The sequence below is a fragment of the Candidatus Pelagibacter communis genome, assembly GCF_001179845.1.
GTDB lineage: Bacteria > Pseudomonadota > Alphaproteobacteria > Pelagibacterales > Pelagibacteraceae > Pelagibacter > Pelagibacter ubique_Q.
The window spans coordinates 1-15152 of sequence record NZ_CVSB01000049.1 but is presented as its reverse complement, the minus strand read 5'-3'; the positions used below and the strand labels follow the sequence as shown (position 1 = coordinate 15152).

Annotated in this window: 15 protein-coding genes and 1 tRNA gene; 5 read left to right on the top strand and 11 right to left on the bottom strand. The window is 28.7% G+C overall.

The genetic code is table 11. The features are described from left to right. Nucleotides 1–8: 8 nt before the first annotated feature. Both AMN81_RS04995 and AMN81_RS04990 read right to left on the bottom strand, forming a co-directional pair. Complete coding sequence (locus AMN81_RS04995; protein ID WP_072090971.1) at nt 9–557, bottom strand: LolA family protein; 549 nt, start codon at nt 555–557, stop codon at nt 9–11. Beyond that, complete coding sequence (locus tag AMN81_RS04990; RefSeq protein ID WP_072090970.1) at nt 557–2641, bottom strand: DNA translocase FtsK; 2085 nt, start codon at nt 2639–2641, stop codon at nt 557–559. Before AMN81_RS04990 ends, AMN81_RS04995 begins: the two co-directional genes overlap by 1 nt. 62 nt (nt 2642–2703) lie before the next feature. On the opposite strand from AMN81_RS04990, the gene AMN81_RS04985 reads away from it, so the two are divergent. After that, nucleotides 2704–3786, top strand: coding sequence for an FAD-dependent monooxygenase (locus AMN81_RS04985; RefSeq protein WP_179850572.1), 1083 nt, complete (start codon nt 2704–2706; stop codon nt 3784–3786). A 1-nt stretch (nt 3787) separates the two neighbouring features. On the opposite strand, the gene AMN81_RS04980 is transcribed toward AMN81_RS04985, so the two are convergent. Next, nucleotides 3788–4426 (bottom strand): LON peptidase substrate-binding domain-containing protein, encoded by a 639-nt coding sequence (locus AMN81_RS04980; RefSeq protein WP_072090968.1) that lies wholly within the window; start codon nt 4424–4426, stop codon nt 3788–3790. Nucleotides 4427–4472: 46 nt separating this feature from the next. On the opposite strand from AMN81_RS04980, the gene AMN81_RS04975 reads away from it, so the two are divergent. From AMN81_RS04975 to AMN81_RS04965, 3 genes are all read left to right on the top strand, one after another. Further along, a complete protein-coding gene (locus AMN81_RS04975) occupies nt 4473–5321 on the top strand; it encodes a sulfotransferase domain-containing protein (protein WP_072090967.1) in 849 nt (282 codons plus the stop codon). A gap of 111 nt (nt 5322–5432) precedes the next feature. Beyond that, nucleotides 5433–5507, top strand: a tRNA-Gly gene (locus AMN81_RS04970). An 11-nt stretch (nt 5508–5518) separates the two neighbouring features. Beyond that, the gene (locus AMN81_RS04965) at nt 5519–5863 is read left to right on the top strand and encodes a 4a-hydroxytetrahydrobiopterin dehydratase (RefSeq protein WP_023854556.1); all 345 of its coding nucleotides are present in this window, start codon (nt 5519–5521) and stop codon (nt 5861–5863) included. On the opposite strand, the gene purH is transcribed toward AMN81_RS04965, so the two are convergent. The 6 genes from purH to AMN81_RS04935 form a co-directional block, all read right to left on the bottom strand. Next, a complete protein-coding gene (purH, locus tag AMN81_RS04960; RefSeq protein WP_072090966.1) occupies nt 5853–7391 on the bottom strand; it encodes a bifunctional phosphoribosylaminoimidazolecarboxamide formyltransferase/IMP cyclohydrolase in 1539 nt (512 codons plus the stop codon). The genes AMN81_RS04965 and purH overlap by 11 nt on opposite strands. Continuing rightward, a complete protein-coding gene (locus AMN81_RS04955; protein WP_072090965.1) occupies nt 7391–9016 on the bottom strand; it encodes a heparinase II/III family protein in 1626 nt (541 codons plus the stop codon). Before AMN81_RS04955 ends, purH begins: the two co-directional genes overlap by 1 nt. Nucleotides 9017–9020: 4 nt before the next feature. After that, complete coding sequence (rpe, locus tag AMN81_RS04950; protein ID WP_072090964.1) at nt 9021–9680, bottom strand: ribulose-phosphate 3-epimerase; 660 nt, start codon at nt 9678–9680, stop codon at nt 9021–9023. A gap of 34 nt (nt 9681–9714) precedes the next feature. Beyond that, nucleotides 9715–10065 (bottom strand): hypothetical protein, encoded by a 351-nt coding sequence (locus AMN81_RS04945; RefSeq protein ID WP_072090963.1) that lies wholly within the window; start codon nt 10063–10065, stop codon nt 9715–9717. A gap of 68 nt (nt 10066–10133) precedes the next feature. Continuing rightward, nucleotides 10134–11948 (bottom strand): VC_2705 family sodium/solute symporter, encoded by a 1815-nt coding sequence (locus AMN81_RS04940; protein WP_080986914.1) that lies wholly within the window; start codon nt 11946–11948, stop codon nt 10134–10136. Beyond that, complete coding sequence (locus AMN81_RS04935) at nt 11945–12205, bottom strand: DUF4212 domain-containing protein (protein ID WP_023854562.1); 261 nt, start codon at nt 12203–12205, stop codon at nt 11945–11947. Before AMN81_RS04935 ends, AMN81_RS04940 begins: the two co-directional genes overlap by 4 nt. 135 nt (nt 12206–12340) lie before the next feature. Here AMN81_RS04935 and AMN81_RS04930 point away from each other — a divergent pair, with 135 nt between their 5' ends. Beyond that, entirely contained in the window at nt 12341–12964 is a 624-nt protein-coding gene (locus AMN81_RS04930) for an esterase (protein WP_072090961.1), read from the top strand. Here the strand turns inward: AMN81_RS04930 and acs are convergent. Both acs and AMN81_RS04920 read right to left on the bottom strand, forming a co-directional pair. Further along, entirely contained in the window at nt 12961–15012 is a 2052-nt protein-coding gene (acs, locus tag AMN81_RS04925) for an acetate--CoA ligase (protein WP_072090960.1), read from the bottom strand. The genes AMN81_RS04930 and acs overlap by 4 nt on opposite strands. A gap of 15 nt (nt 15013–15027) precedes the next feature. After that, on the bottom strand, nt 15028–15152 hold a 125-nt coding region (locus AMN81_RS04920; RefSeq protein WP_143312062.1), incomplete at its 5' end, for an EVE domain-containing protein.

Genomic DNA, 15152 nt, shown 5'->3' with positions numbered 1-15152 from the left:
TTAAATATTTAATTTTGTGCAGGTATCTTAAATAAGTTCTTAGATAGCACCCTATTTTTTCTAATAGATGAAAGGAAAGTGATATTAAAATTTTGATACATGTCTGTATTTTGCCAACCAATTAAATCATAAGTTTGTTTGTCAAAAAATATACTTATCTCGTTATTATTTTCAAAAATTGTAAAATTAATCAGATTGTTATCGATTGTTCTTTCTTTTAAAGATTCAATTTTATTGATTAGAATATTTTTATCCAAAATAACATTTAAGGGAGTTTTTTCTAAAGGATACCGATAATAGCTCGAAATAGTTTTAATAACTAAAGAATTTCCATTCGAAACTAAAATTTTATTGTTACTTCTTGCATATTCACAAAATATTTTTTTTGGATATTCTATCGTACAGTTACCATTCTCTATTTTACCATTAACATTTTGTTCAAATTTAAAATCTAAATTTTTTGTATTCTTAAGGTTTTGAATAATTTTCTCTTTTATTTCTGCATTCGAATTTAATGTTAAAAAAAAGAAGATGATTATCAAAAAAAATCTTAACATCAGAGAACGTCTCTTTTACCAACATGATTAGCTTTACTCACAATTCCATCTGACTCCATCATATCAATAATTCTTGCAGCTCTGTTGTAACCAATTTGGAGTTTCCTTTGTAAAAAAGAAGTGGAAGCTTTTCCTTCTGATCTTATAATTTCCAAAGCTTGTTCATAGAGTTCGTCTTTATCACCTAGATTTTGACTATCTCCCATCTCCTTTTCATCTGCAAAATTTAAAATTTCATCAACATAATCAGGTTCAGCCTGTGATCTTAAAAAATTGTTTATTTGTTCAATTTCTCCATCTGAAACGAAAGGAGCATGAATTCTCACTATACGATTAGCAGAAGACATATATAGCATATCTCCTTTTCCTAATAATTGCTCTGCTCCTTGCTCACCCAAAATTGTTCTACTATCTATTTTTGAAGTAACTTGAAATGATATCCTTGTGGGAAAATTTGCTTTAATTGTTCCAGTAATTACATCAACACTAGGTCTTTGAGTGGCCATAATGATATGAATTCCGGCTGCTCTTGCCATTTGTGATAATTTTTGGATATAGTTCTCAATTTCTTTACCTGCTACCAACATTAAATCCGACATTTCATCAACAACAACAACTATATAGGGCATTGGAAGTTTGTGTTTTGTATTATAGCTATCGATATTTCTGACTCCTTCTTTAGTCATAAGTCTATATCTACTCTCCATTTCCTTAACTACCCAACCAAGAACAGACGCAGCTTTTTTAGCTTCTGTTATTACAGGACACAATAAATGTGGAATACCTTCATATGTTGAAAGCTCAAGCATTTTCGGATCTATTAAAATAAATTTACATTTTTCAGGAGTATGTCGATAGAGAAGAGATAAAATAATAGTGTTGATGCAGACCGATTTACCTGATCCTGTAGTACCTGCGATAAGTAGATGAGGCATTGATGACAAATCTCCGACTATAGGTTTACCAGAAATACTTTTTCCTAATGCGATCGGCAATTTAATGTCTCTTTTTTTAAAATCAGGATTGTTCAAAATTTCGCTTAAATAAACATTTTCTCTAACATTGTTTGGTAGCTCAATACCAACAGTATTGCTTCCAGGTATTGTAGCTATTCTTGCAGACTCTGAACTGGTATTTCTTGCAATGTCGTCAGATAAATTAATTATTTTTGAAACCTTTACACCAGCTGCTGGCTCAAACTCATTTAAAGTTACCACAGGTCCATGGCTAACTTTCTTGATGTTTCCATTAACACCAAAATCTAAGAGAATTTTTTCTAAAAATTCAGGATCTTGTGTTTCACTTTTTTCAAAATTTTCTCTTTCTTTTTTAGAAGGGGTTTTCAATAAATCCAAGTCTGGTAATTTAAATTTAGGTGAATTTTTACTTTTATTCTCAGCCTTAATAAAAGGTAAATCCTCTTGAATAAGATTTTTTATTTCTTCTTGAGGGATATATTCACTGATTACTTCACTTTTATCAGTATAATTTTTTCTTTCTTTTTTTGTAAAAAATTTATTTAAACTTTTTATTAATTCATAAAATTTTATTGGATGAAAATTAATACTTATTAAAAATAAAAAAATATTTAAAATAATTAACAAATAATAAGAAATTACCTCGTTAATTAAAATTATTGAATTTAAATATGTTTGATTTAAATAAGCACCTATAAATCCACCATTTCCATTTATATATAGAGTAAACGCTTCTGAATAAAAATGTGCAAAAAATAAAGTTCCAAATATAGAATAAATTATTGTAAAGAATATATTTTCAATTATTAAAAAAAATTCTTTACTTCTAATAATGTTGATACCAGTTATAATTAAAGTAAATGAAAAGAAATACGAAATTAGGCCTATTGATTGAAAAAATACATCTGAAACAAAACTTCCTTGAAAACCCAAAATATTTTCAATTTTTGTGCTTTCTGGAAAAATGAAATTAGGGTCTTCCGGTGAATAGGTTATCAGCGCCAATAATAATAAAACCCCAGCACAAAAAACAGTTATCCCGAAAATTTCCGCTATTCTTTTAATAGTAAAATTAGCAAATGAATTAGCTGTTTTTTTTATATCCATATTTATGAATCAATTTTACCACTTTGTATCATCTAATTTTTCTTGTTAAAATTAAAAATAATATGAGAGTTTGTATACTTGGTTCAGGTTTAACTGCTTTAACTTTAGCAAAAGCTTTAGTTAATCAAAATATTTTTGTTGATTTAATTTCATCGAACAAAAATCATAAAATTAATCATTCTAGAACGATAGGCATTTCAGAGAGTAACTTTAATTATTTTAATAAAAATATATCAAATATAGAAAAAATTAGCTGGAAATTAAAGAAAATCGAAATTTATACTGATAAAAATAAAAATAAAAATGAAAAAATATTAAATTTTGAAAATAGTAACAATCAACTTTTTTCAATAATAAAAAACTACCAATTATACGAAGTTTTAAATAAAGGTTTATTTAAAAATAAATATTTTAAAAAAATAAAATCAAAAAAAAAATTAATAAAAATAGAAAAATACAATTTAATTGTAAATACCGAATATAATAACGTTTTTACAAAAAAATATTTTAGCAAAAAAATTGAAAAAGTTTATAATAGTTCTGCTTACACAACTGTAATTAATCATAAAACTATTTCAAACCAAATTGCTGTCCAAATATTCACTAAAATTGGGCCACTTGCTTTTTTACCATTATCAAAAAATAAAACTTCAATTGTGTATTCAATATATAATTCAAAGGATGTTGATAGAAAAAAAATAATCCATCTCATTAATCAACATAATATTAAATACAAAATAACAAAAATTCAGAAAATAGAAAATTTTGAACTTAAATCTTTTAATTTAAGATCTTATTATTATAATAATATTTTAGCTTTTGGTGATTTGCTACATAGAATTCATCCACTTGCCGGTCAGGGTTTCAATATGACAATTAGAGATATAAACGTTTTTATTCGTATTATTAAAAATAAAATAAATTTAGGTTTGCCTATTGATAGTTCTGTAAATTATGAATTTGAAAAAAATTTGAAACATAAAAATTATATTTTTTCAAATAGTATTGATTTTGTTCAAGAATTTTTTAATTTTGAGAGAAAATTAAATAATAATGTTTTAAGCAAATCTTTGAAAATTTTAGGTAAAAACAGTTATATAAATAAATTATTTACCAAAGTGGCTGATAAGGGGATAAACTTTTAAATTATTGAATCGTTGTGTTATCAAAATTATCAAAAGTATAAGTGCTCAAAATTTGAGAAATCTTTTCTTTTCTGTTATCTAAATTTTGTGCTTCTAAAAGAATTTGTTTTTCCTCTAAAGAAAAAGGTGAAGCCATCGCAAGTGCATTGATTGTTTCATCAAGACTTTGCTTTTCTAAAGCTTTCCAATTAATTATAAAACCTCTTTTTTCAAATAACGATTTTAAATCTTTAAAAATTAGCTCAAGATCAGAGAATTTTAAATTTTCTTTTTCATCACTTAAATCCTGCTGGAAGTCTTTAAAATTAACTTCCAAAACTCTATATTTTTTTTTAGAATCAATTTCTTTTATCACTTTAAATCTTATTAAACCTTTTAATTCGATTAAATATCTACCATCTTCTGTTTCTCTAAAACTGGTAATTTTTCCTAGACAGCCAACTTCATGTAATTCAGGTATAATTTGATCATTATTTGAATTTTTAGGTTGTATTATACCGATCATTTTATTTGATTTCATACTATCATTTATCATATCAATATATCGTGGTTCAAAAATATTGAGAGGCACTGTAGTTTTTGGAAATATAATAAAATTACTTAGTGGAAAAACTGATATTTTTTTAGGCAAGTCATTCATAATATAAAATTTACTAATTTATTTTAATTAATCTATAATTAAATTTATGATATTTTGGATTGCTTCATACCCTAAAAGTGGAAATACTTGGGTAAGATCACTATTATCTTCTTATTATTTTACTAATGACGGAATTTTTAATCAGAAACTACTCGCTAATATTGAACAATTTCCTCAAAAAAAATTTTTTGCAGATTTCAAATATAATTCATCAGTAGTTGGAGATACAGCCAAACATTGGATTAAAGCTCAAGAAAAAATAAATTTAGATAATAAAATTAGATTTTTAAAAACTCACAATTCATTAAGTGCAATAAATGGTTATCAATTCACCAATCTTAAAAATACCATTGGATGCATTTACGTAATAAGAGACCCAAGAAATGTTATTACATCACTTAAAAATCATTTTGAATTAAACAATGAGGAAGCATTGAAATTTATGATGAACGAAAAAAAATTTACTTATGATTTTCATGCATTAAAAGATTATAGTGATTTTCAATTTATAAGTTCTTGGGAAAATAATTATAAGTCGTGGAAAAATCAAATTTTGATTCCAGTTAAATTTATAAAATACGAAGATCTGATAGATAAAACATATATTATTTTTAAAGAAATTGTAGAATTTATAAATAAATTATCAAATGTAGAAAAGAAGTTTAATAAAAAAAAAGCATTAAATTCAGTGCGAACAACTTCATTTAATAATTTGAGTAATTTAGAAAAAAGACAAGGTTTCATCGAGTCTTTAATTTCAAAAAATGAAAAAAAAAAAATTCCTTTTTTTCATCTTGGTCCTGAAAATGATTGGAAAAAAATGTTGGATGAGAATTTAAAAAAAAAATTATTTGATATTTTTCAAGAAAATCTTAAGGATTTAAGTTATCTTTAATTATATCTAAATTTTTTAGCTCTTTATTGTTATATTTTGTCTTTGATTTTTTTTTCATTTTGTCCCTTGCTATATTTTTAAAAAGCTTCTATTTTTAATTATAATTAAGTTGCGGGCATAGCTCAGTGGTAGAGCGTCTCGTTGCCAACGAGAAGGTCGAGGGTTCGACCCCCTTTGCCCGCTCCAAAAAAAGTTTTATGAGTGATTTAGCAAATAAAAAGTGTGTACCATGTGAAGGAAATATTCCGCCTTTTAATGCTGATGAAATACATAAATATCTAAAAAAAGTTGATGGTTGGGAAGTTTTAGAAGATAAAATCGATGGATTTCATTTAATAAAAAGTTTTAAATTTGATAACTTTTTAAAAAGTCAGGAATTCGTAAATAAAGTTGGAGAAATAGCTGAGTCGGAAGGTCATCACCCTGATTTGTGGTTTGGGTGGGGTTATGCGAGAATTAAAATATTCACACACGCAATTAAAGGTTTAGCAGAGAGCGATTTTATTCTTGCTGCAAAAATAGATAAAATTTCTAATGCCTGAAGTGTCTTGTTTTTGAAAAGAGAAGCACAGTGCTGGTTTCATTTGCAAAATTAATTATCTCTTTATCTCTTATTGATCCAGCGGGTTGAACTACAGCTCTGACGCCGGATTGTACCAATTTTTCAATACCATCTACAAAAGGAAAGAATGCATCTGAGGCAGCAACTAAATTATCATTCTGAAGATTAAATTTTTTCATTTTATTTATTGCTATTTGACAACTATCTAATCTGCTTGGTTGACCAGAACCAATACCAACAGTGGTTTCGTTTGATGCTAACACTATTGCGTTTGATTTGACATATCTGCATATATTGAAAGCAAAAATAAGATCTTTAAGTTGTTTTGATGTTGGTTTTCGTTTTGAAACGATTTTAAAATTTTTGGTTGAAAATAAATTTAAGTCCTCTGATTGTACCATTATATTTTTGTTAAATGATGCAAATTTAAGAAGTTCTTCTGATGTATAATTTGTTCCATCAATTAATCTTAAGTTTTTTTTAGCTTTTAATATTTTGATTGCACTGCTTTCAAATCCATTTGCGATAATCACTTCTAAAAATAATTTATTTAATTCTAAAGCTAAATTTTTACTAATTTTGAAATTACAAGAAACTATTCCACCAAAAGCACTAACAGGATCACAAGAAAGAGCAGATTTATAACTCTCTAAATGATCATTTTTAGTAGAAACTCCACATGGATTTGCATGTTTAACTATGACTGTTCCTTTACCTTTTGGTAAAGATCTTGAAATAGTTAGAGCACTAAATATGTCATTATAATTGTTATAACTTAGTTGTTTTCCATGAATTTGTTTTAAATTTGTATTCAAACTACTTGAATAGATTGCACTTTGTTGATGAGGATTTTCTCCGTATCTAAGTTTTTCTGTAAGATTTACATGCAAAACTTTTTTCTTAGGAAAAATAGTATTTGTTTTTTTATTAAAATAGTCAGAAATAACAGAGTCATAATAAGCTGTTTCAGTAAAAGCTACTCTTGACAGTTTTTCCCTAAAACTTAAGGAAGTAGATCCTTTGAATTTTTTTAATTCTTCAATTAAATCCTCATACTGGTCTGAAGAAGTTATTACAGTCACATCATTATAGTTTTTAGCTGCAGACCTAACCATTGTAGGACCACCTACATCAATATTTTCTATAATTTTTTTATGGTCTTTTGTTTTTTTAAGAGTGTTCTCAAATGGATAAAAATTAACTATGACTAAATCAATATTCTCAAAGCCATTATCTTTTAGATCTTTTAAGTGAGATTTTCTCTCTCTCTTATTTAAAATCCCTGCATGGATTTTTGGATGAAGAGTTTTGACTCTACCCTCCAAAATCTCAGGTGAATTGGTAAAATCAGATACTTCTAAACAGTTAAATTTTAATCTTTTAATTTCTTTATAAGTACCACCCGAGCTAATTATTTTAATTTTGTTCTTTTTTAAAATATTTAATAATGGTTTTAAGTTATTTTTATCAGATACAGAGATTAGGGCTGTTTTGATTTTTTTCTTCATTATAATTTACTTATCTCCCACTTTATTATCTGTTCTTTTTTATTATTTATACCTGAGATAAAAATATTTTGGTTTTCTTTATATGAATTTTTATTACCGAAATATAAACCATTATCAATATTAATATCAAAGTTATCACAACTAAATTTCCAACCTTCCTCATCTAATTCAATTAGTATAGATTTGTTATCTTGTGTTTTCATCACTTTTGAGTTTGGATCAAGATGAAATCTAATATCAAATTTAATTTCTTTATTTGAACTTTTTCTAAATAACTTATCATAGCCAATAAATTTCATTTGTTCTGGGTAGAACTCAATTTCTCTTTCATAAATGGTTCCAAATTTAATTAAATATCCATCATGTGTACCTGATATTTTCCAATAATTATTTTCAAAAACTACATTTTTTTTTGATATTTTCAGCCCTGTACCAGTAATCAAATTTTGCTGATGCTTAATAAAATTACAAGAAGAATAATCCTCAATTGTTAAAGCACAATGGAGAGAAGTGCTTCTTGATAATTTATTAAATTTATTATTTCTATCCGCGTAATAACCGGCATTTGAAATTAATTTTTTTTCATTTGAAAATATTTCAAAAGATAAGGCACCTGCTTGATAGTTATTAGAAAAAGTTTTGTTAGGACTAGAACCTATATCAACAGCAAGAATTATTTTTTTATTTTTAAGAATTGCATATCCACCAAGTTCATTAATTTGATTTTTAAAAGTGTAACCAAACCTTTTTAAGTATTGATCAAATTCTTTATTTTCAGAAGAATAATTACCATTAAAAAAAATATCTTGTTTTATATTTTGCCAAATGAAAGCATAACTTGATCCTAAATAATAAATGGTCTCATCAATATATTCAGGAATTAAGCTCTGGGATTCTTTAAACCACTCTCTAATAATTATAAAGTATTTTAAATAAAATATAAGTTGTCGAATATTTCTTGATTTTGGAAAGCCTTGATTATCAATTGAGGATTTAATAATATTTTTTAATAAATTCAATCCATTTACAAGATATTGTTTTTCATTTTTATAAGCTAATCCAGTTAAAATTATCGCAGCGCACCCAATCATCTTATTTTCTACTTCTTTTGAGTTTTTGATTTCATTTAACAAGTGATTAGTTTGTTTTTGAATCATATGATCAAAAGCAGATCTGTATTCTTGATCACCATCTTCATAAGTGAGTTGATGATTTGATAACCATGAAATAATTCTTTTTGCTGTTAAATCAAATTCCCAACTTTTTTTTTGAAATTTTTTGTTATTTGAAATCCAATTTTTAATAACTGTTTGTGTAGTTTTTTTTGAAGATTTTAAATCTAAGCTAAAAAACCAAAAAAAATTATTTAATTTTTCATAATCTTTTGAGCTTAAATTATTTTGCCAAATGGACTCGATAGCAAAGTCTTCAATTTTATATTTTTTGTTTTGGTATTTAATTATAGAAGAAAGCAAATGAGGACTTGGTTTATATTCAAATCTATTATCAAAAGTTTTTGATATTTTTTTTTCGTAAAAATTTGAATTTTGATAAATTGATTTAAAACTTTCTTTTATATTAAAATAAAATTGACCTAAAATGCCCAAGGAATTTGTATTAATCATTAACTTATTTTAATTTTAATAAATTAATATTTTTCTTTATATCTCCATCATTACTTTTGAACACCGTAGTACCTGAAACAAGAATATTTGCACCAGCATCAATTGCACTTTTGCAGTTATCAAAATTGATTCCACCATCAATTTCTATGTCAAAATCTAACTTTTTGTGTTCTCTTATTTTTTTTAATTCTTTAATTTTATCTAAAACTTCTGGCATAAATTTTTGCCCTCCAAATCCAGGATTTACACTCATAATTAAGACTAAATCTATTTGATCTAATAAATCTATTATTAAATCAATTTTAGTTTCAGGATTTAGCGAAACTCCAACTTTTTTATTTTTTTCTTTTATTATTTTAATTGAATTTTCTAAATTATCAGTTGCTTCAGGGTGAATAGTGATTATGTCTGCTCCTGCATCAGCGTAAGCATCTATATATTTGTGAACTGGTGATATCATTAAATGAACATCAAATTTTAATGAACTATGTTTTCGAAGAGCTTTAATTACAGGTGGACCTATAGTTAAATTAGGAACAAAATGACCATCCATCACATCCACATGAATCATATCAGCACCGCCTTCCTCAAGTCTTTTTATTTCTGATCCTAATTGACTGAAGTCAGCTGATAAAATGGATGGTGAAATTTGTATATTTTTCATTGATTACTAAATTAACTAGTATCAATTTTAAAAATTAAAATGAATTAAAAAATTGATAAATTTGTCTAGAAATTTCACTCTCTAAAGGAAATGACAACATTCCCATCACTGAATAGCCCAAGATCCAAGGCATTAAATAAAATCTGATCATGTAAAAGAACCAAGCTACATATAAAGGCACCAATGGCCCAATAATAAATGAAGGTGTGATTGGTTTAAATAATTTAATTAAAGGGTTTGTATATTTAACAAATACTCTCATGAAAAAGAATTGAGAGTCTTCTCTTTGAAAAATATTCATCGCTACTCTTCCAATTAGAGTCCACATTATGATCCCAAGCAAATAATCTATAAAATATATTAAAGGATGAAAATTTGCTGACATTTAAAATTTATATTGGAAAATGTATTGAAATAAAAGGGGCGAAATTAATCGCCCCTTTAAAAGATTATTTAGTGTGATTTACCAAGAATTGTTTTACCACTTGGTACACGTACTTCATCAACCATTTTTTGAGTAGCTTTATCTGGTTCTGCAGTCATTAAACTAACTACTACCATTAAAACTAAACTAACAGCTGATCCGAAGATACCAAATGTTAACTGTGTAATTCCTAGGAATCCGCTTCCACCAGTTCGTACCCAAATTAAGTACCAAGCACCGGCGATTAGACCACCTAGCATACCAGCAATCGCACCTTGTCTATTAGCTCTCTTCCACCATACACCAAGTACAAGTGGGAAGAACAATCCAGACATCGCAAAATCAAAAGCCCAGATAACTGAACCTAAGATTCCTTGAATCTCCATTGCTGCAATAGTTGCTCCAGCAAAACCAATTACTACAAGTAATACCCTTGCAACAAGTAGTCTTTTTGCAGTTTCCGCTTTTGGATCAATGATCTTATAGTAAACATCATGTGATATAGCGTTTGCAATTGCTAGAATCAAACCATCAGCAGTTGACATGGCAGCTGCCATACCTCCTGCAGCAACCAGACCTGAAATTACATAAGGTAATCCAGCTATCTCTGGTGTTGCTAATACAACGGCTTTACCACCCATGAAGAACTCATTTAATTCCAGAGTTCCATTTCCGTTAAAGTCGCTGATAAACATTAGGTTTGCTTGGTTCCAGTTTTGGTACCAATCTATCGCTTCCACTTCTGCAAATGTTTTACCGATAATACCAGTTGGTAAATTCGGGTCGATCAATGATAACTTAGATAATGTAGCTAACATTGGAGCAGAAGAATAAAGTAGGAAGATAAAGAATAATGACCAACCTACTGATTTTCTAGCTGCTTTTACACTTGGAGTAGTAAAGTATCTCATCATCACGTGCGGTAATGAAGCTGTTCCCATCATCATCGCTAGTGCTAATGAAATAAATGCCCAAGGTGTAGCGTTCACTGCAGAGTGAGCTTTAGTTATTCCTGCTAAGCCTTTAGGTACTGATTTTAGATCAGCAGCTGCGTTTTTAACAAAACCAAACTGTTGTTCTAATTCACCAATTCTAGCTACCTCGTCAGCTAACATAAAGTGAGGGAAGAAACCCGCACCCATTTTGTTACTGATCCAGAAAACTGGAAGTAAGTAAGCTATAATCAGTACGATATATTGTGCAACCTGTGTCCAAGTTACCCCTCTCATACCACCTAACATTGAACATAATAAAATACTTATTAGTCCAACATAAACTGCGTATTGGAATGGGATATCAAGTGCAACAGATGCAATAGTACCTGTAGCGTTAATTTGTGCAGTCACATAAGTAAATGAAGCAACAGTTAAAACTACAACTGCGCTAAATCTAGCTAAATTACCACCGTATCTAGTACCTATAAAATCTGGAACTGTATAACAGCCAAATTTTCTTAAGTATGGTGCTAACAAAGATGCAACAAGCACGTAACCACCAGTCCAACCTACAAGTAGAGCCATATAGCCGTAACCTTTAAAGTAAATACCACCCGCCATTGCAACGAATGAAGCACCAGACATCCAGTCTGCTGCAGTCGCCATTCCGTTGAAGACTGTTGGTACTTGCCTACCAGCTACGTAATATGCATCCGCTTGGGCTGTTCTTGATAGCCAACCGATTAATGCATAGATGAATACAGTAAATGCAACGAAAGCGATACCGATCGCTTTAGCTGTCATACCCATCTGTTCAGCAATTGCCATGATGATTATAAAACCTATAAATCCTCCAGTATAGATTCCATAAACCTTAGGCAAATTATCTATGAAATTACCTTTCATTATTCGTCCTCTCTTTCGCTAAAGCCGAACTCTTCATCGATTTTTTCTTGTCTGTTCGCAAACCAAAAAATTAGGATTACGAAAGCGCCAAGAGATCCCTGACATGTAAACCAATATGTCCATGGATAACCGAAAGGTCCTGTGACCTCGTTCATTTCAGCTCCAAAGAGAAAGATGCCAATTGAGAAAACAAACCAAATTGCCAATGTTATAAATAACAATGACCTGGTTTTTTCCCAGTGTTTTTGTTGATTTGACATTTATACCTCTCTTTTTAGTTATAACTGGGTAAAACCATAACCATTATGAGAGCTTTGAAAACCCTAAAAATTGATCATATTAGGTACTTATTTACTGACTTTTTTAAGATATAATTGGCGCACTTACAAATTTACATGGGAAAATATAAATTAACTTGGAGAGATATAAAACTTGACGATTTTAAAACATATTTATTCGCCATGTTTAAGGCGTTTATTCCAAAGAAAAAAATAAAAACTTTAGATGAATTAGAGCAGTTTATTCAAACTAAATCTGCATGGGCCACTCAAGTTACTTTATATAATTATCTAAAAACTAGAATGGGAACAAGATATGTTCTTCATTTTGATAATGATGAATTTATGTCATCGGTAAATCTTGCTAAATGGAATATTTATTCGGTTGCATTACAAGATTTAACTTTTTTTACTTTTTCATATTTGAAAGTTAATTTCAATTTTCATGATATTCATAAAGCAAACGAAATTTTTAATAAAATTTTAGATGATGAAATTTCTAATAAGATGCCATTAAATATTATTGATGAAGCTAGGAAAAGTTTTGATGAAAGATTGGATAAAATAAATTGGGATATTTATTATGAGGATTTGCCTTTTAATCCTAGTGCACTCTCTTTATATAAATGGGCTCCGATTGCAGATGAATTAAAAACTTTAGATCGAAAGATTGTTTTAAATTCGATGATTTTAAAATGGGATGTTGTTAAACAAGAGTTTAAAGACTTAATTCAGTTTTAAATATTTTTTCTATTTTCAACCAAACTATCAACAACACTTGGATCTGCTAGAGTAGTTGTATCTCCTAGTTGACCATGTTCATTTGCAGCAATTTTTCTTAAAATCCTTCTCATTATTTTTCCTGATCTTGTTTTGGGAAGACCTGGTGTAAAATGAATTAGATCTGGAGTTGCAAGAGGTCCGATTTGTTTTCTTACCCAAAGCTTAAGATCTCTCTCAAGTTCACCAGTTTCTGTTTCTCCAGCGTTTAAAGTTACATAACAATATAATCCATTCCCTTTAATATCATGAGGGTAACCAACTACAGCGGCCTCAGCTACTTTCGGATGTGCAACAAATGCACTTTCAATTTCAGCTGTTCCTAGGTTGTGTCCTGAAACAATAATTACATCATCTACACGACCTGTGATCCAATAATATCCGTCTTTATCTCTCCTACATCCATCACCTGTGAAGTATTTTCCATTAAACTGTGAAAAATATGTATCAATAAATCTTTGGTGATCACCATAAACTGATCTCATTTGTCCAGGCCAAGATTGAGCAATACATAGCCTGCCTTCTCCAGGTCCTTTAATTTCTTTACCTTGTTTATCTACTAATACTGGTTTAATTCCATAGAAAGGTTTTGTTGCAGAACCTGGTTTTAGATTCATAGCACCAGTTTGAGGAGCGATCATTATGCCTCCAGTTTCTGTTTGCCACCAAGTGTCTACAATTGGGCATTTAGAATTACCAACAGTTTTATAGTACCACATCCAAGCCTCTGGATTTATTGGTTCTCCCACCGTTCCTAAAAGCTTAAGTGATTTTCTAGAGGTTTTTTTAACTGGTTTATCTCCTTCACGCATCAAAGCTCTTATTGCTGTTGGAGCTGTGTAGAAAGTATTTACTTTGTATTTGTCAACTATTTGCCACCACCTAGAACTATCAGGATAATTTGGAATTCCCTCAAACATGATAGTAGTAGCGCCATTCGCTAGGGGTCCATAAATAATATAACTATGTCCGGTTACCCACCCAATATCAGCAGTGCACCAATAAATATCCTTTGGTTTATAATTAAAAATATATTGATGAGTCATTGATGCGTAAACCATATAACCACCCGTCGTGTGAAGAACTCCTTTAGGTTTGCCTGTAGAACCTGAAGTATATAAAATAAACAAAGGATCTTCAGCATTCATTTCTTCTGGTTCACAGTGATTAGGAGCATCTTTAATTAAATTGTGGTACCAAACATCTCTATTTTGATCCCAGTTGATATAGTTACCTGTACGTTTGACAACAATACATTTTTTAACATTTGGACAACTCATTAGAGCTTCATCTACAGTATCTTTAAGTGGAATAGTTTTTCCACCTCTAACGCCTTCATCTGCTGTAATAATATATTCAGATTTGCAATCATTTACTCTTCCAGAAATCGATTCTGCTGAAAAACCACCAAAAATGATTGAGTGAACAGCTCCAATTCTAACACATGCAAGCATCAAAATTGCAAGCTCAGGTATCATAGTTAAATAAATTGTGACTCTGTCACCCTTTTTAATTCCTAATTTTTTAAGACCATTTGCTGCTTTCGAAACTTTTTGATGGAGTTGTTTATATGATATTTTCTGATTATCCTTTGGATCATCTCCAACCCAAATTATTGCAGTTTTATCTTTTTTATCTTTTAAATGTCTATCAATACAATTTGCAGATGCATTTAATGTGCCGTCTTGAAACCATTTTATTTTAACTTCTTTAGAGCTGTATTTTACATCTTTAATTTTTTTGTATGGTTTTATCCATGTAATTCTTTTTCCTTCTTTTTTCCAAAACTCATTATTATTTTTAATTGATTGAGAATATTTGTCCTGATATTTACTTTTTGTAACAAAACCACTCTTAATCCATTCAGGTTTAGTTTTAATAATAAGTTCTTCTGATGAATTGTTAATTTTTTTTTTAACTTTAACTTTGTTTCTTAATTTCGATTTCTTCTTAACTTTTTTTGAAGCTCTTTTTCTTACTTTAGTTTTTTTCTTTTTTTTTTTAGGCATGAAATAATTAATTTTTTAAATTTTACTCATATTATTTATAATTTTCCAGCTCTTAGAGTCAATTGGCATGACAGATAATCTGCTTTGTTTTATTAATGCTAAATGCCTTAATTCTTTATTGTTTTTAATGTTTTCAAGAG